13 protein-coding genes and 1 pseudogene are annotated in these 16775 nt (G+C 68.4%); 12 read left to right on the forward strand and 2 right to left on the reverse strand.

Translation table 11 applies throughout. The features are described from left to right. Positions 1 to 883 (forward strand): TolB family protein (locus tag CAP_RS50750; RefSeq protein WP_231511608.1); only part of this gene is annotated, 883 nt, incomplete at its 5' end. 248 nt (positions 884 to 1131) lie between these two features. On the opposite strand, the pseudogene CAP_RS55810 reads toward CAP_RS50750, so the two are convergent. Both CAP_RS55810 and CAP_RS50755 read right to left on the reverse strand, forming a co-directional pair. Further along, positions 1132 to 1419: pseudogene (locus CAP_RS55810) on the reverse strand (toll/interleukin-1 receptor domain-containing protein); the annotation flags it as partial. 384 nt (positions 1420 to 1803) lie between these two features. Further along, positions 1804 to 2166, reverse strand: coding sequence for a pseudouridine synthase (locus tag CAP_RS50755; protein WP_156041027.1), 363 nt, complete (start codon positions 2164 to 2166; stop codon positions 1804 to 1806). Between the two features lie 866 nt (positions 2167 to 3032). On the opposite strand from CAP_RS50755, the gene CAP_RS21815 reads away from it, so the two are divergent. The 11 genes from CAP_RS21815 (at position 3033) to CAP_RS21865 (ending at position 16708) form a co-directional block, all read left to right on the forward strand. Beyond that, positions 3033 to 4418 carry an agmatine deiminase family protein gene (locus CAP_RS21815; RefSeq protein ID WP_197041300.1) on the forward strand — a complete coding sequence of 462 codons (1386 nt, stop codon included), beginning with the start codon at positions 3033 to 3035 and terminating at the stop codon, positions 4416 to 4418. Between the two features lie 466 nt (positions 4419 to 4884). Beyond that, a complete protein-coding gene (locus CAP_RS21820) occupies positions 4885 to 6291 on the forward strand; it encodes an agmatine deiminase family protein (RefSeq protein WP_052375635.1) in 1407 nt (468 codons plus the stop codon). Between the two features lie 131 nt (positions 6292 to 6422). After that, positions 6423 to 7049 carry a 1-acyl-sn-glycerol-3-phosphate acyltransferase gene (locus CAP_RS21825; RefSeq protein ID WP_044244201.1) on the forward strand — a complete coding sequence of 209 codons (627 nt, stop codon included), beginning with the start codon at positions 6423 to 6425 and terminating at the stop codon, positions 7047 to 7049. A 95-nt stretch (positions 7050 to 7144) separates the two neighbouring features. Beyond that, complete coding sequence (locus CAP_RS21830; RefSeq protein ID WP_044244203.1) at positions 7145 to 7660, forward strand: DUF1579 domain-containing protein; 516 nt, start codon at positions 7145 to 7147, stop codon at positions 7658 to 7660. A gap of 84 nt (positions 7661 to 7744) precedes the next feature. Next, positions 7745 to 9979 (forward strand): type VI secretion system Vgr family protein, encoded by a 2235-nt coding sequence (locus tag CAP_RS21835; protein WP_044244207.1) that lies wholly within the window; start codon positions 7745 to 7747, stop codon positions 9977 to 9979. Between the two features lie 99 nt (positions 9980 to 10078). Beyond that, positions 10079 to 10468 (forward strand): PAAR domain-containing protein, encoded by a 390-nt coding sequence (locus CAP_RS21840; protein WP_044244210.1) that lies wholly within the window; start codon positions 10079 to 10081, stop codon positions 10466 to 10468. Positions 10469 to 10513: 45 nt separating this feature from the next. Continuing rightward, complete coding sequence (locus tag CAP_RS45225; protein WP_052375636.1) at positions 10514 to 11431, forward strand: DUF4123 domain-containing protein; 918 nt, start codon at positions 10514 to 10516, stop codon at positions 11429 to 11431. Further along, the gene (locus CAP_RS21850; RefSeq protein ID WP_044244213.1) at positions 11431 to 11847 is read left to right on the forward strand and encodes a hypothetical protein; all 417 of its coding nucleotides are present in this window, start codon (positions 11431 to 11433) and stop codon (positions 11845 to 11847) included. Before CAP_RS45225 ends, CAP_RS21850 begins: the two co-directional genes overlap by 1 nt. Beyond that, complete coding sequence (locus tag CAP_RS21855) at positions 11844 to 13208, forward strand: T6SS phospholipase effector Tle1-like catalytic domain-containing protein (RefSeq protein WP_044244215.1); 1365 nt, start codon at positions 11844 to 11846, stop codon at positions 13206 to 13208. The genes CAP_RS21850 and CAP_RS21855 overlap by 4 nt, the downstream gene beginning before the upstream one ends. A gap of 3 nt (positions 13209 to 13211) precedes the next feature. Next, a complete protein-coding gene (gene tssI, locus CAP_RS21860; protein WP_052375637.1) occupies positions 13212 to 16076 on the forward strand; it encodes a type VI secretion system tip protein TssI/VgrG in 2865 nt (954 codons plus the stop codon). Then, positions 16073 to 16708, forward strand: a complete 636-nt coding sequence (locus tag CAP_RS21865; protein ID WP_044244218.1) for a hypothetical protein — start codon at positions 16073 to 16075, stop codon at positions 16706 to 16708. Before tssI ends, CAP_RS21865 begins: the two co-directional genes overlap by 4 nt. Positions 16709 to 16775 lie beyond the last annotated feature (67 nt).

Consider the following 16775-nt stretch of genomic DNA (forward strand, 5'->3'; position numbering starts at 1 on the left):
GCCCAGCGCTTCTCCGCCGCCCCCCGCCATGCAGCCCGTCACCCGCCCCCTCCGCAACGATTACGCCTTCGAATGGTCCCTCTCCGACGACGGCACCCACCTGGCCTACATCCGCAATGCCGACAACGGCATCCACGAACTCCACCTCGTCACCGTCGCCTCCGCCTCCGCCTCCGCCTCCGCCACGGACGACGTCCTCCACCGCGGTATCATGCTCTCCCACCCTGCCTTCTCTCGCGACGGCAAGACCCTCTTCCTCACCGAGGGCTACCTCGTCTCTCCCACCGAGCCTGCTGCCACCGACCCCCAGCGCATCACCGCCATCGATCTCGCCACCCGCACCTCTCGCAGGCTTCCCAACCCTGGCGTCACCGAGATCACCTCCCCCCTCGACCTCGGCGACGGCCGCCTCCTCTTCGCTGCCAGCGCCGACTTCTCCATGGCTGGCCGCGACCCTCGCCTGCACACCATGCCCTTCGCTGGCGGCCCCTGGTCCACCCTCGGCCCCTTCACCGTCCCTGCTGGCTACCTCAGCGCCACCCCATCCCCCGACCGCGTTGCCCCCAGGAAGCTCGCCCTCGCCTGGAGCAAGCGCCAGGGCGGCTTCGGCGCCGACTGGTACACCGAGATCAGCATCGCCCCCCTCGACGGCGCCTCTCCGAAACCCCTCACCCCCGACTTCCCCCGCCCCTTCTACACCGCCGCCGCCCCCACCTGGGCCCCTGACGGCCGCCATCTCGCCTTCGTGCTCAACCTCTGCCCTTACGTCGGCTGCGACCTCAACATCCGCAGCGTCGTCCTCGTCGACACCGACGCCCCCCGCCCCAAGCTCGCCTTCCTCGGCCACGGCGGCTCTCCTGTCTTCGCGCCGCCGCCTCCCTGACGCGCGCCCCACCCCTCTGCACGTGACGTGTCCTCGCCAGTTGCCCCGGTCTTGATGCTTGAGGCCGTGCCGCTCGCAACGGGTGGGTTCGGCGCCACGCCTCTCCTGGTCAATGCCTCTTTGATTGCCGTGACGACGTCGAGGAATGCCAGATCTGCATTCGGCCAGAGTGTTATCGCCTTGCCATCCATCGGTACAGCTCGGAGCGCGCCAAACGGAGCCGAATGCCAGTCGCAGGGCCGCAGGATCACAGGAATCACAATGGCTTCTCCTGCTTCGTGACGTTGCATGGCCTGTTTCATCTCAACGTCGTAGCAGTAGTCCGACGCCAGGAAGTCGGGGCTCACCAGCAAGAGAATTACATCGGCACGTTTGAGGTGGGTACTGATCTCGCCATGAAGATCACCTCCAGCGGCGATTCGGCGATCATGCCAGGCTTCGATGAACCCTTGGCGCTTGAGCAGCGCCAGATGCGTCTCAAGCTGGTCGCGCAATGCTTCATCTCGGTGTGAATAGGAAAAGAGCAAGCTCGCCACTCCGGTCCTCCTTCGATAATGAAGTACTGTACAGCGCGCCCTGGACCTGGGCGAGCCAATCCCGAGAAGCTTGTTCTGGTCTATTCGGTCGAGGATGTGGAGCGCTGCTCGGAGCGACGAGCGTCAGTCCCGGAGCGGCTGAAGGACCATGGACCCCTGGAACAAATCCGCCCATCAAGCGTGTTCCGTTCATTCGGTTGTAGCCGTCGCGTGGCCCGCTCTACATCGTGAGTCCCACGCGCCGCCTCCAGTGACAGCTCCAAGTGGCGCGTCGCCCTTGCTGGTCCTCAACGACATCCTGGTTTGCACGATCTGTCCTGGAGTCTTCCCTCCAGATGCTCCGGGGTAATTCTTCGTACATCAAGCTTCGTGCACAGTGCCTCTTCACGTTCGCGTGAGCTGCCTCCCCCCAGCAGCTACGAGCCTTCCCCCAGCAGCTACGAGCCTTCCCCCAGCAGCTACGAGCCTCCCCTCAGCAGCTACGGACCTCCCCTCAGCAGCTACGAGCCTTCCCTCAGCAGCTACGGACCTCCCCTCAGCAGCTACGAGCCTCCCCCCAGCAGCTACGAGCCTCCCCTCAACAGCTACGAGCCTTCCCTCAGCAGCTACGGACCTCCCCTCAGCAGCTACGAGCCTTCCCTCAGCAGCTACGGACCTCCCCTCAGCAGCTACGAGCCTCCCGCCGGAGGCACCGAACTTCCCGCCGGAGGCACCGAGCTTCCCCGCGTAGCTACGAGCTTGCCCCACGTAGCTACGAGCTTCCCCCGCACTCCCCGGCGTGGAGCATCGCCCTCCCGCCCATCTCTCCTCTCCCCCTCATCCCGCCCCTCTGCCGCCTTCTCTCTCCGCCTCCCCGCCTTCCTCACCCCTCTCCCTCCTCTCCCTCTTCCCTCCCGCCCTCTCCTCCTCTCCTTCCCTCCGTCCCCCACCTCCTCGGATGTCCCCTCACACCGCCGCCCCTCCCTCTCCGACGCCGCCCCACCTCGTCCCTCCTTGTCCCCTCTCACCCGCAACCTCGCCAGTAGAGGCGGCATCTTCTATGCAAGGGGTCGCGCCGGTGTGTCCCTTGTGGCACCCACCTTCCTGGTGCCCGGACGTTCCCGCGCCGGTTCTCCCAGGTGCTCCTGCTCAGCCGCCTCGCTGAACCCTCGTGCGTCTTCCTCTCAGCGCCCTCCCCAGCCGCCTCACTGCGCCCGGAACCATCCGCGGTGATACACCGTCGTTCCTCCCGACGACGGTCCTCCTCGGCCGTCCCTCCCGGTCTGCGCTGCGGCAAATTGCCACTGTAAACCGTGTGTCACAGATCAGGATTCGTCTGAGCAGCAACGTAAGTGAAATTCACGACCACTCAATCATGCCATTGGACGGTGTTCCACCGACCATTGCATGCTTGTGCGCGGAACGATTCGGTGTATCATTCGCATCGTGGACATTGTCCACACGGACCGCGACCTACAACCAACGGCAAATAGCAACCGGACTGCGGGTAGCACCCAGCGTCTCATAACCAGTGCGGGGCAAGGACAGAAGCCAGGTTCGGCTTCTCGCGGCTCATACCGTGAATGGCGCACGGCGCGCCAGCCTGCCCCAGCTCCTCGAAGGGATCGAACGACATGAAGCCCCTGTTCTCGTGGAACGTGTCTGCATGGATGGGTCTCGTCTTCCTCGGCGGCGTCGGCTGCGCCAGCATCGATGACGCGGCCATCCGCGTCGAGGCCGGCGCCGACGTCGATCGCCTCGCCGAGGTGGAGCAGAAGAACACCCCCACCCCTTCCACTTCTTCCGCTTACCGCCTCCCCGGCGAGTGGGAGTCGCAGAAGTCCCTCTGGATCGCCTGGCCCACCTACGACAGCACCCAGGACCTCCCCCGCGAGCCTGTTTACCTCGATCTCGTCGAGGCTACCCACGGCCACATCGAGCTCGACGTCGTCGTCGCCACCCACGCCGAGGTCAACTACGTCAAGGATCGCCTCGACGACGAGGGCATCCCCCGCTCTCACCTGCGCTTCCGGGTGATCCCCTCGGTGATGGACATCTGGCTGCGCGACACCGGCCCCATGTTCCTCAAGCGCAAGATCGGCAACACCAACACTTACGCGACCGCCGCCAGCGACTTCGGCTTCAATAGCTGGGGCTACCAGAACCGCACCAGCATCTCCCCCTGGGACTCCAGCGTCCTCGATCGCGACATCGCCACCACCCTCGGCCTCAGCGGCAACGACCTCCGCTCGTCCTCCATGATCAGCGAAGGCGGCGCCATCGAGTCGAACGGCAACGGCACCATGTTCATCACCGAGGCCGTCGCCCTGCAGCGGAACCCCGGCATGACCAAGACCCAGATCGAGAACGTCTACAAGGACCGCCTCGGCATGAAGAAGATCATCTGGCTCAAGCAAGGCGTGCCCGAGGACGACCTCACCTTCTGGCGCAACAAAGGCCTGCCCAGCAACGTTTACACGACCCTCACCGTCGGCGGCCACACCGACGAATTCGTGCGCTTCGTCGACCAGGACACCGTCCTGCTCGCCGAGGTCACCTCTGCCGAGGCCGCGGCCGATCCCATCGCCGCCCTGGCCCGCACCCGCCTCGAAGCCGTGCGCGCCGTCATCGACTCGGCGACCACCTACGAGGGCCAGGACATCGAGATCATCCGCGTCCCCGCCGCCACTCTCCTCTACAAGCAGATGGGCCCTGGCGACTCCACGTACGACTACATCACCAGCCTCACCTTCGACGACGGCAGCACCATCCCCACGGGCGCGCCGGTCAACACGGTCCTCGCCACCAGCTACATGAACTACGTCATCGCCAACGACGTCATCCTCATGCCCGCCTACTGGAAGAGCGGCCGCCCCGCCTCCATCAAGACCAAGGACGACCAGATGGCGGCCAAGCTCAAAGCCGTCTTCCCGACCCGCACCGTGGTCCGCATCAACCCCGAGGCCCTCAACGCCGGCGGCGGTGGCCTGCACTGCATCACCCAGCAGCAGCCCAACTGATCCCACGCGCCTCTCGCCGCCCACCCCTGCGCGCCGTTCTCCTCGCCCCGCCCCCCCCGACGCGTTCTTTCCCGCTGACGCTCCTACCTCTCCCTCCTTCGACTGCAACCGCGCCAGTGCGGGCGCCATCTTCTGCGCCTGCGGCTGCGCCCCTGGCCCCCTCAGGCCTCCCCCTGGTAGTCATCCGAGCCGCGACGTAAGCGACATCATGTCCCTCGGACAGGCCATTCTCGCTTCGTCCATCGACCATAGCGTGCTTGTGCGTGCCACGATTCGGTGTATCATTCGCAAGGTGGACCCCATCCACGTAACCCTCGGCAAAGAAGGCCGCGCGTCGTACCCGGCATCTCTTCACCCGACCCGCGCGTGGCAAGGGTAGAGACCCGGTTCAGCTCCTCGCGCGCAACACCGCGGGTGGCGCACGGCGCGATGGCCATCCCCGGCTTCTCGAAGGGATCGACGCCCCATGAACGCTCTCCTCTCGCTGAACGTGTCGGCGTGGCTCAGCCTCGTCCTCCTGGGCGGCACCGGCCAGGCCCACGTCAACGTCAACGTCACCGTCCCCGGCTCTCCCCCTCCCCCCTCCCTTGAGCAACCCCCCGAACCGGAGGAGCCCACCGCGCCGGAGGAGCCCACCGAGCCCCCCACCGAGCCTGAGGAGTCCACCGCCACCTACCGCTTCCCGGCGGAGTGGGAGCCCCAGAAGTCCCTCTGGATCGCCTGGCCCACCTACGACAGCACCCAGGACCTCTCCCGCGAAGAGGTCTACCTCGAGATCGTCGCCGCCACCGCCGGCCACATCGAGCTCGACGTCGTCGTCGCCACCGAGGACGAGGTCGACTACGTCGAGGACCTCCTCGACACCGAGAGCATCCCCCGCACCCACGTGCGCCTCCGGGTGATCCCCTCGGTGATGGACGTCTGGCTCCGCGACACCGGCCCGATGTTCCTCCAGCGCACCCTCGACGGCGTCACCTCCGCCGCCACCAGCGACTTCGGCTTCAATAGCTGGGGCTACGAGGGCTACACCAGCATCTATCCCTGGGACTCCGACGTCCTCGACAACGACATCGCCACCACCCTCGGCGTCACCGACATCCGCTCCTCCCCCATGATCAGCGAGGGCGGCGCCATCGAGTCGAACGGCAAGGGCACCATGTTCATCACCGAGGCCGTCGCCCTCCAGCGCAACCCCGGCATGACCAAGGCCCAGATCGAGGCCGTCTACGAGGAGCGCCTGGGCATGAAGAAGATCATCTGGCTCGCCGAGGGCGTCCCCGAGGACGACCTCACCTTCTGGCGCAGCAACGGCCTCCCCAGCGACGTCTACACCACGCTCACCGTCGGCGGTCACACCGACGAATTCGTGCGCTTCATCGACGAAGACACCGTCCTCCTCGCCGAGGTCACCCCTGACGAGGCCGAGGATGACCCCATCGCCGCCGAGGCCCGCAGCCGCCTCGAAGCCGTGCGCGCCGTCATCGACGCGGCCACCACCTACGAAGGCCACGACATCGACATCATCCGCGTCCCCGCCGCCACCCTCCTCTACAAGACCATGGGCCCTGGCGACTCCACGTACGACTACATCACCAGCCTCGCCTTCGACGACAGCAGCACCATCGCCACGGACGCCTCGATCACCACCGTCCTCGCGACGAGCTACATGAACTACGTCATCGCCAACGACGTCATCCTCATGCCCGCCTACTGGAAGACGGGCCGCCCCACCTCCATCCTCGACAAGGACGACGAGATGGAGGCCGCGCTCGAAGCCGCCTTCCCGACCCGCACCGTGGTCCGCATCAACCCCGAAGCCCTCAACGCCGGCGGCGGCGGCCTGCACTGCGTCACCCAGCAGCAGCCTTACTGATCCCGCCCCCACGGCGCACCCCTCCTCGGGTCACGCCTCTGTCAGCACCCCCTCATCCCGCGGTCACCCCGCGTCTCCCCCGCGCGCCTTTGCTTCCTGCGCGCCGCCCCCTGACCTATCGTCGCCCTTCCATGACCACCGAACGGGGAAGCTCCGTCACCTACTGGATCGGCAAAACCTGGCTCAAGGCCTTCGGCTGGCGCCTCGAAACCGAGTACCCCGTCACCGACAAGTTCGTCCTCATCGCGGCGCCCCACACCACCGGCTGGGACCTGCCCTTCATGCTCGCCACCTCCTACGCCATGCGCCTCCCCCTCTCGTGGATGGGCAAGCAGGAGCTCTTCCGCCCCCCCTTCGGCTGGGCCCTCCGCGTCCTCGGCGGCATCCCCATCGCCCGCGGCGCCCGCAAGAACCGCGTCGGCTGGGCCGTCGAGCAGTTCGCCCAGAGCCCCCACCTCATCCTCGCCATCCCTGCCGAGGGCACCCGCGGCGCTGTCACCCACTGGAAGAGCGGCTTCTACCGCATCGCCCTCGGCGCCGGCGTCCCCATCGGCCTCGGCTACCTCGACTTCGAGAAGAAGACCTGCGGCATCGGCGGCTTCATCACCCCCACCGGCGACGTCCGCGCCGACATGGACCTCATCCGCGCCTTCTACCGCGACATCCGCGGCAAATACCCCTCCAAGGAGAGCATCCCCCGCCTCCGTGAGGAAGAAGACCCGAGCGCCCTCCCCCTCATCGCCCTCGACCCGGCCTGAGCGTCACCCTCGACCCGGCCCGAGCAGCGCCCTCGACCCGGCCCGATCATCGCTCTCGACCCCGCCTGACCTCTCGCGGCATCCTCTCTGGCCGCATGACCAAGATTACCCTCGAAGAGTCTCAGGCCGAACGTGGCGCCCACCACCGCCTCGCCCTCATGGTGGGCGACTGGGAGGGCACCACCAAGGTCTGGTTCAGGCCCGACGAACTCGCCGACGAGTCGCCGTGCCACGGCACCATCCGCCTTGCCCTCGGCGGGCGCTTCGTGATCCACGAGTACGAAGGCACGCTCCAGGGCAAGCCCATCTCCGGGCTGTACATCCTCGGCGCCCACCTCGACGAGGCCCGCTACCAGCAGGCCTGGATCGACACCTTCCACATGGGCACGGGCATCCTGTTCTCGCTGGGGGACGAGGGGAGCACCTCCGGGGACTTCCGGGTGCTCGGGAGCTACGGTGACGGCGAAGGACACCGCTGGGGCTGGCGCACCGTGGTCACCATCCCCGGTTCCGACCAGTTGATCATCACCCACTACAACATTCCGCCGGAGATCGGGGAAATCAAGGCGGTGGAGACGGTCTACCATCGACGCCCGCGCCCGCAGGGCTGACAATCGCACCCGCGGCTCCGATGTGGGCCGACAGAATCCCCGGCGGGCCCACCGAGGCCTGCCCGGGCCTGGAGAGGGAACGCGATGCCCCAGCTCGACCTGAAGGTTGCCTCCGGAAAGACGCTGCACGTCCGCCGCTTCACGGTCGAGGAGGCCGTCTCCAGCCTCTTCACCGTCGCCGTCTGGGCGCGCTGCGACGAGCCCGACCTCGACCTCGAAGGCATCATCGGACAGGACGCCTCCCTCTCCATCGTGCACGGCGTCGTCCACATCGCCGGCCTCGGCGCCCGCACCTGGACCGGCATCTGCAACCACGTCGAGCAGGCCCACGGCGTCGCCCCGCTCCCCGGCCAGAAGGCCGAGTCGAGCTACTTCCTCCGCATCGCCCCCCGCGCCTGGGTCCTCACCCAGCGCCGCAACCACCGCATCTTCCAGCACCTCTCCATCCCCGACATCCTCGACAAGATCCTCGACGACTGGCAGCTCAAGCGCACCTGGAACGTCGACCGCGGCAGCTACCCCAAGCTCGACTACCGCGTGCAGTACGGCGAGAGCGACTACGCCTTCCTCAGCCGCCTCGCCGAGGAGGCCGGCATCGCCTTCACCTTCCCCGACGACGGCGGCTCCCTCATCACCTTCGGCGACAAGCTCCACCAGGGCCCCAAGCGCGGCGGCCAGCCCCTCATCTACGCCGAGGAGCCCAACCAGGCGGCGGAGAAAGAGTTCGTCACCCACGTCCGCATCTCCCACGAGGTCCGCCCCGGCCTCCACACCATCCGCGACCACGACTTCCGCCGCCCCTCCTACGAGCTCTTCGGACAGTCCGCCGCCGCGCCCTCCCCCGAGGACCGCTACGAGCAGTACCACTACCAGCCCGGTGGCTTCCTCATCGAGACCGCCAAGGCCGACGGCAACACCCCCGTCGCCGACGACAAGAGCATCGCCCGCCACGAAGAGCCCTTCGGCAAGGCCCGCGCCGACCGCGCCATCCTCGGCCGCCGCGCCGGCAAGAAGCAGGTCGCCTTCGACACCAACGTCTCCGACCTCGCCCCCGGCGCCATCTTCAACGTCTCCCAGCACCCGCACCCCGACCTCGGCGAGGCCGCCGACCTCCTCGTGCTCCAGTGCTCCATCTCCGGCACCCCTGGCGACGAGTGGCAGATCTCCGGCCGCGCCGTCTTCGCCGACACCGAGTACCGCCCCCCGCTCACCACCCCCAAGCCCCGCATCAACAACGTCCAGAGCGCGGTCGTCGTCGGCCCTGCCGGCCAGGAGATCCACGTCGACGAGTTCGGGCGCGTCCGCGTCCAGTTCCCCTGGGACCGCGAGCACCTCTTCAACGCGAGCGTCGGCTACGACCGCACCTGCTGGATGCGCGTCAGCCAGGGCTGGGCCGGCACCGGCTACGGCATGATCGTCATCCCCCGCGTCGGCCAGGAGGTCCTCGTCGGCTTCATCGAGGGCGACCCCGACCACCCCATCATCGTCGGCCGCGTCTTCAACGCGACGCAGGGCGTCCCGTACAAGCTCCCCGACCACAAGACCAGGAGCACCTGGAAGAGCGACTCCTCCCTCGGCGGCGGCGGCTTCAACGAGATCATGTTCGAGGACCTCAAGCAGAAGGAGCTCGTCTGGATGCAGGCCCAGAAGAACCTCCGCAAGCTCGTCAAGAACGACGAGGTCATCACCATCGGCCACGACCGCCGCACCTACGTCGTCCGCGACCAGACCGAGACCACCGGCGTCAACCGCCTGGAAGTCACCGGCGTCAACCGCACCGAGATCACCGACAAGGACCGCACCACCTTCGTCGGTACCAACAGCCTGAAGATGGTCCGCGGCGACGAGCACGAGAAGACCGACGGCAACATGATGATCCTGATCGACAAGGACCAGGACATCGTCGTCCGCCAGATGAAGCGCGAGCGCGTCGAGAAGGACGACAACCTCTACGTCGTCGGCGACCGCAACGAGCGCGTCGACGGCAACTTCTCCGTCACCGTCGACAAGAACCACTACGAGAAGATCAGCAAGAACGCCGCCATCGAGGCCGGCCAGCAGATCCACTTCAAGGCCGGCTCCGCCATGGTCATCGAGGCCGCCCAGGACCTCACCCTGAAGGGCCCCGGCGGCTTCGTCCGCATCGACGCGAGCGGCGTCACCATCCGCGGCACCCTGGTCCGCATCAACAGCGGCGGCAGCGCTGGCGACGGCGAGGGCGCGAACCCCATCCTCCCCGAGGAGGCCAAGCTCGCCGTCATCGAGGAGCCCGAGCGCCCCAAGCCCATCGACCTCCGCGTCGACGGCATCGGCCAGTAACCCCGGCGCCGCCCGCGACCCCGCAAGCCACGGAAGACGCACGCAAGACGCCACGGAAGACGCACGCAAGACGCACCGCCGAACCCCGAGGACTGGACCATGCCCCCCGCAGCGCGCATCACGGACATGCACACCTGCCCCAAGGTCGACCCTGGCCCCAAGCCCCACGTCGGCGGCCCGACCATCACGGGCGACCTCACCGTCCTCATCGGCTACAGCCCTGCCGCCCGCGTCGGCGACTCCCTCATCTGCATCGGCCCCCCCGACTCCATCTCGGCCGGCGAGCCCACCGTCAAGATCGGCAACAAGGACGCCGCCCGCCGCGGCGACCCCACGGACCACGGCGGCCGCATCGTCATGGGCTGCATGTCCGTCAACATCGGCTCCTCCCCCCAGGCCGAGACCCTCCGCACCGACGAGCCCTTCTGCGAGGAGTGCGAGCGCCGCAAGCAGGAGCGCGAGGCCGCCCGCAAGAACAGGAGCGCCTGACCCATGCCGCGCGCCTTGAGCACAGCCCACAGGAGCGCCTGACCCATGCGGCGCGCCATCCTCGCCGTCCGCTACGGCCCCCTCGACGGCACCAAGGTCATCCTCGCCCCAGGCGAGAGCGTCCGCGTCGGCAGGAAGCGCGGTGACCTCCTCATCTCCAGCGACATCAAGCTCTCCGGCGCCCACTTCGAGCTGTCGTGGGACGGCAGCCGCTGCCTCCTGCGCGACACCATGAGCACCTCCGGAACCTACCTCGGCGGCCTCCGCGTCAAGGGCGAGAGCGACGTCGAGAACGGCGCCTGGATCCGCGCTGGCGACACCGAGTTCATGGTCCACTTCGAGGCCGCGACGCCGCCCCCCACCGACGACGACGCCTACCTCGACGACGCCGAGCCCGACGAGGTCGAGCCCCTCGCCGCCCTCTGGCTCGAGCAGAACCGCGAGCCCCGCCAGCGCGCCACCGAGGCCCGCTCGGCCTCCATCGCCGCCGCCAGGCGCACCCTCGCCGCGGTCCAGGGCAACCTCTACGCCGTCCTCGACGCCTCCCGCACCGACCGCATCCTCGTCCTCCTCCGCGAGGCCGTCGAGACCTACCGCAGCCTCTACGAAGGCATCCAGGGCGAGTCCATGGAGCACGTCGCCCCCCACCTCGTCGAGCTCCCCCGCGGCTCCCAGCTCCTCGACCGCCTCCTCGACGAAGGCTACGGCCGCCGCTGGGGCATCTTCATCGAGACCCCCCGCCCCTTCAAAGACCTGCGCCGCCACCTGCGCCGCTTCCTCATGACGGCCGACGCCGACACCCGCAAGAAGTACTACTTCCGCTTCTACGACCCCGGCGTCCTCCGCTCCTTCCTCCCCACCGCCACCCCCAAGCAGCGCTCCGAGCTGTTCGCCGACATCACCGCCTTCTTCATGGAAGCCGAGGAGGGCGACCTCCTCCGCGCCTCCGGGGAGCCTGCCTGATGTTCCTCGTCACCCGCGAGCAGCGCCAGAAGACCGGCGACCCCGCCTTCGTCGACCGCGTCATGACCCACTTCCGGCGCTACCACGCCGAGGCCGTCGCCATCCTCCCCGACGACGTCCTCCGCCGCCGCGTCACCCACGGCATCGAGCGAGGCCGCACCTACGGCCTCACCTGGGAATACAGCCTGACCGTCTTCCTCGCCCACATGATGCGCATCCACCCCGAGTTCGACCGTCACCCCGCCATCCAGCGCGAGCTGCACGACCCCGCGCGCGGCGAGCCTGACGAGCGCATCGACGCCCTCGCCACCCACGTCTCCGAACAGGCCTGGGACGAGGCCGCGCAGCAGGGCGACCCCGAGGCTTACTGGAGCGCCATCGGCGCACCCACCCCCCGACAAGGAGCCCCACGATGAGCGCGGCCGAACGGGCGATCGACAACATGACCAAGGCCCAGGCGATGCCCCGCATCGCCCCGAGCGGCACCGCCCAGTGCCCCGTCGGCCGCGTCCGCATCGGCGTCTTCTTCGACGGCACCAACAACAGCATGCAGCGCGACGGCGCCGTCGACCCCCGCAACCCCGGAGACGCCGGCAACGCCGCCACCAACGTGGTCAAGCTCTTCCGCGTCTACAAGACCGAGGGCACCCTCCTCAAGCCCATCTACCACCACGGCGTCGGCACCGACTCCCACGCCCAGGAGGGCCAGGGCTCCAACGACCGCGCCTACGACTGGCGCGGCAACGCCTTCGGCGGCGGCGGCAAGGCCCGCGTCGACTGGGGCATCCAGCAGCTCTCCGACTTCTACAGCAACAACAACAACCACCTCGCGCAAGAGAAGCAGTTCGACACCTACGGCTTCAGCCGCGGCGCCGCCATCGCCCGCGACTTCGTGAACAACGTCCGGAACCGCGGCATCGACAACCTCCAGAAGCGCAACGGCTGGAAGTACCGCTCCGTCGGCGAGGTCGTCATCCGCGAACCCGCCTACGAGCGCCACCAGGGCATCGTCCCCACCTTCGTCGGCGTCTTCGACACCGTCGCCTCCTTCGGCCTCGGCGGCCTCGACATCGGCAACGACCTCGCCGGCTACGACTTCTTCATCGACCACACCTACGTCCAGCGCACCGTCCACATGATCGCCGAGGACGAGATCCGCGGCAATTTCCCCGTCTCCTCGCTCTTCATGGACCCTGGCGACAAGGAGAGCTGGCTCCCCTGGCGCCGCCGGGCCTACCAGGAGCCCCAGACCTACAAGGCGACGATGGTCGAGCTCTTCTACCCCGGCGCCCACAGCGACGTCGGCGGCGGCTACATCATCACCCCCGCCGTCGAGCACGAGCCCGAGCGCGTCGTCTACCGCCCTGGCCCCCGCGGCGTCCGCATGCGCGTCGTCATCCCCGAGGTCCCCTACGAGCCCCCGAAGCAGCCCGAACTCGCCCTCATCCCCCTGCGCGACATGCACAAGGCCAGCGTCCGCGCCGAGGTCCCCCTCTCCGGCCTCACCGTCAACGTCCCCGGCGACCTCGCCGGCTGGTACGGCGAATACGACGGCTACCGCAACGGCCAGCCCTACGCCATTGGCAAGCAGTTCATCCAGTCCTTCGACGGCGACGAGTACCGCCCCATGTATTACGAGCAGCGCGGCAGCTTGCCGGCCATCGTCAACCTCAAGCTCCATTACATCCACGACTCACGCTGGCCGCACGACAAGCTCCTCCGACGAAAGCAGCGCACGGTCCTCTACATGGGCCCTCAGCCGAAAGCGGGGAGCTGACCCATGTCGTTCTTCGACCTCGAATTCAAGGAGCTCGCCAAGAAGGGCATCGAGATCCCCCTCACCGTGTACCGCTTCGCGGTGCACGAGGCGGTCTCCACCCCCTTCTCCCTCTCGCTCTGGGCCCGCTCCGACAGCGCCGCCATCGCCATCGACACCATCGTCGGCCAGCCCGCGAGCTTCCGCCTCACCGCCGGCTACCTCAACGTCAGCGGCAGCGGCAGCCGCGCCTGGAACGGCGTCTGCAGCTACATGGAGCAGACCCGCGCCGAGCGGCAGGACAAGAACATCCTCTCCAGCTACTACCTCCGCATCGTCCCCGCGATGTGGGTGATGGAGCACCAGCGCGATCACCGCATCTACCAGCACCTCTCCATCCCCGACATCGTCGACATCTTCTTCGACGAGTGGAACATCAAGCGCGAGTGGCGCATCGACCGCGGCAGCTACCCCAAGCTCGAATTCAAGGTCCTCTACGGCGAGAGCCACTTCGCCTTCGTCACCCGCCTCCTCGAAGAAGCCGGCATCGCCTACACCTTCCCCGACGAGGCCGGTGGCAACGGCACCGTCCTCCTCAGCGAGGCCCTCCACCGCGGCAGAAAGCGCCCCGGCGCCCCGGTCCCCTACGAAGAGAACCCCACCGAGGCCGCCGAGCGCGAGTTCGTCTCCGAGGTGAGCCTCGTCCGCGACGTCCGCCCCGGCGCCTACACCATCCGCGACTACGACTTCCGCAACCCGAGCTTCGAGCTCCTCGGCGAGTCCGCCAAGGCCAGGGCCCCCGAGGACCGCTACGAGCAGTTCCATTACCTCCCTGGCGGCTTCCTCGTCGAAGGCTCCGCCGGCGGCGGCACCCCCGTCGCCGACGACCGCGGCGTCGCCCGCCACCTCCAGCCCTACGGCCTCGCCCGCGAGACCCGCGCCCTCGAAAGCCTCCGCGCCGACCGCGCCGGCGTCGCCTTCACCAGCAACCTCCACGACCTCCACCCCGGCCTCATCTTTCGCGTCGAGCAGCACCCCCACCCCGACCTCGCCCGCGAGCTGCTCGTCACCGACATCCTCCTCGAAGGCACCGCCGAGGGAGAGTGGGAGTCCCGCGGCCACGCCGTCTTCGCCGACACCCCCTTCCGCCCGCCCCTCATCACCCCGCGCCCCGAGGCGCTCGGCGTCCAGACCGTCACCGTCGTCGGCCCCAAGGGCGTCGGCAAGCTCGACGAGGAGATCCACGTCGACGAGTTCGGCCGCGTTCGCGTCCGGTTCCCCTGGGACCGCTCCGGCAACGACGACGACCTCTGCTCCTGCTGGATGCGCGTCGCCGAGGGCTGGGGCGGCAAGGGCTACGGCTGGCTCAACCTCCCCCGCGTCGGCCAGGAGGTCATCGTCACCTTCCTCGAAGGCGACCCCGACCGCCCCGTGATCATGGGCCGCCTCTACAACGCCACCCACCCCGTCCCTTACAAGCTCCCCGACCACAAGACCGTCAGCACCTGGAAGAGCGACTCCGCCCCCGGCTCCGGCGGCTTCAACGAGATCAAGTTCGACGACGAGAAGAGCGACGAGCTGTTCTACATGCAGGCGGAGAAGAACCTCCGCAAGCTCGTGAAGAACGACGAGATCCTCACCGTCGGCCACGACCGCGACAAGCTCGTCATCGCCGAGGAGCACGAGACCATCGACGGGACCCGCACCCAGGTCACCCTCGCCGAGCGCCACTCCATGATCGGCTCGGTGCACCACCGCCTCATCAAGGGCAACAAGCGCCAGCTCATCCGCCTCGACGAGCACGAGCTGAACGAGAAGAACCGCTGGCTCCTCGTCGAGAAGGACCAGGACCAGGTGATCCGCGGCAACCGCCGCGAGCGCGACGAGTGGGACCTCAACGCCCGCGTCAACGGCGACCGCCGCGAGCGCGTCGGCCGCACCCGCTCCGTGATGATCTACCAGAAGCTCCACGTGAAGGTCGGCAAGACCTTCGCCCGCGCCGCCGGCAAGGAGCTGCACGCCGCGAGCAAGAAGATCACCAGCGAGGCCCCCGACATCACCGCCCGCGGCCCCGGCGGCTTCATCCGCATCGACGCCGCGGGCGTCACCATCTCCGGCCGCAAGGTCGACATCAACGTCAGCGGCTCCCCCGGCCACGGCCACGGCGCCCACCCCAGGGAGCCCGCCGAGGCGATCGAGGCCAAGTCGAAGACCGGCGTCTTCCGCGACACCGACAAGCTCAAGGGCCACGGCGTCGTCGACGCCATCGCCAAGCAGTTCGAGATCAAGGACAAGACCGCCGCCCCCGACAACCTCCGCATGCTCGAGCTGTTCAAGCTCGCCATGGAGAGCGACGTGGGCACCCCCGCCGGCGGCACGCTCCTCTGGTCCGGCGGCGGCGACTACGCCGGCCACGTCGCCGGCGACTACGCCCAGAAGAACTCCACCGCCGCCCAGGCCTTCAGCCGCCTGGAGATGACCCCTGGCGGCGGCGCCCTCGCCAAGACCACCACCGACAACGCCGACGGCTGGGGCGTCGCCAACCCCGCCTGGAGGACCATCTCCCGCCGCCTCGCCCAGCAAGCCAAGGGCGACGTCAACGTCGTCCTCTCCCGCGTCCCCGCCGGCGAGACCGCCATCTTCCGCGAAGAGGTCAAGGTCCTCGCCGCCAACCCCGACGTCACCGCCGTCAACGTCTGGCTCATGCAACCGAGCCCCACCGGCAAGTACACCGACAAGGCAGGCACCACCTACGACCTCGTCCCCGTGAAGATGGAAGACGCCCTGGCCATGCCGCCCCCGCCCGCGCCGCCCGCGCCGTCGCCGCCTCCCCTTCCGCCTCCGCCTCCGCCTTCTTCCCCCTCCGCCACCTCCCCGAAGGTCTCATGAGCATCGAGGACATCCAGAACCCCTCGCAAGACTTCCTGCGCTTCCTCGAAAGCGTGGCGGGCATCGGCCGCGAGTGGCAGGAAGCCGTCGACATCGAGACCCTCCTCCGCCTGGAGAAAGAGGAGCGCCGCGAGGCCGAGAAGCTCCTTATCGAGCGCCTCCAGAAGGACGACTTCCGCGCCCCTCCCGCGCTCGCCGCCGCCGAGACCCGCGGCGCCGTGATGCCCATGAAGCGCCGCCTCCCCGAGGCCAGCGGCCGCATGAAGGTGGCCATGGCCGTCGCGCTCGCGAAGCTCGAAGCCATCCCCAAGGCAGACCCCATCGTGGCCTCCGTCCTCCGAGAGGGCGGCGACATCGACAGCGGCCTGCCCGCCTTGGTCGCCGCCGAACACATGCGCTCCCCCGAGATCCGCGACGCCCTCGCCTGGTCCTGCGTCCACCACCCCGTCTCCGAGGTGCGCTGCAACGCCGGCGCCACGCTGATCTACATGGCGGGCCTCTCCACGAACCCACTCTCCTGGGACTACCGCCCCCTCTACCTGCAGCTCGGCGCCGACGACGAAGCCGATCGACGCCGCGCCTTCGAAGAACTCTGCGCGATCGTCGGGATGTCCCCGGAGGTCGCCGACTGACGCACCCCCGGGCGCCCCTCCGGGGAGCGCCCACACCGCAGCGCACGCGGCGCACGCACGGCACACG

The sequence above is a fragment of the Chondromyces apiculatus DSM 436 genome, from assembly GCF_000601485.1.
Taxonomy (GTDB): domain Bacteria; phylum Myxococcota_A; class Polyangia; order Polyangiales; family Polyangiaceae; genus Chondromyces; species Chondromyces apiculatus.

Coding starts and splice junctions, on each gene's coding strand:
- CAP_RS21855 (WP_044244215.1), top strand. CDS start 11,844: ATGAGCGCGGCCGAACGGGCGATCGACAACATGACCAAGGCCCAGGCG.
- CAP_RS21825 (WP_044244201.1), top strand. CDS start 6,423: ATGACCACCGAACGGGGAAGCTCCGTCACCTACTGGATCGGCAAAACC.
- tssI (WP_052375637.1), top strand. CDS start 13,212: ATGTCGTTCTTCGACCTCGAATTCAAGGAGCTCGCCAAGAAGGGCATC.
- CAP_RS21830 (WP_044244203.1), top strand. CDS start 7,145: ATGACCAAGATTACCCTCGAAGAGTCTCAGGCCGAACGTGGCGCCCAC.
- CAP_RS45225 (WP_052375636.1), top strand. CDS start 10,514: ATGCGGCGCGCCATCCTCGCCGTCCGCTACGGCCCCCTCGACGGCACC.
- CAP_RS21840 (WP_044244210.1), top strand. CDS start 10,079: ATGCCCCCCGCAGCGCGCATCACGGACATGCACACCTGCCCCAAGGTC.
- CAP_RS21815 (WP_197041300.1), top strand. CDS start 3,033: ATGAAGCCCCTGTTCTCGTGGAACGTGTCTGCATGGATGGGTCTCGTC.
- CAP_RS21820 (WP_052375635.1), top strand. CDS start 4,885: ATGAACGCTCTCCTCTCGCTGAACGTGTCGGCGTGGCTCAGCCTCGTC.
- CAP_RS21850 (WP_044244213.1), top strand. CDS start 11,431: ATGTTCCTCGTCACCCGCGAGCAGCGCCAGAAGACCGGCGACCCCGCC.
- CAP_RS21835 (WP_044244207.1), top strand. CDS start 7,745: ATGCCCCAGCTCGACCTGAAGGTTGCCTCCGGAAAGACGCTGCACGTC.
- CAP_RS21865 (WP_044244218.1), top strand. CDS start 16,073: ATGAGCATCGAGGACATCCAGAACCCCTCGCAAGACTTCCTGCGCTTC.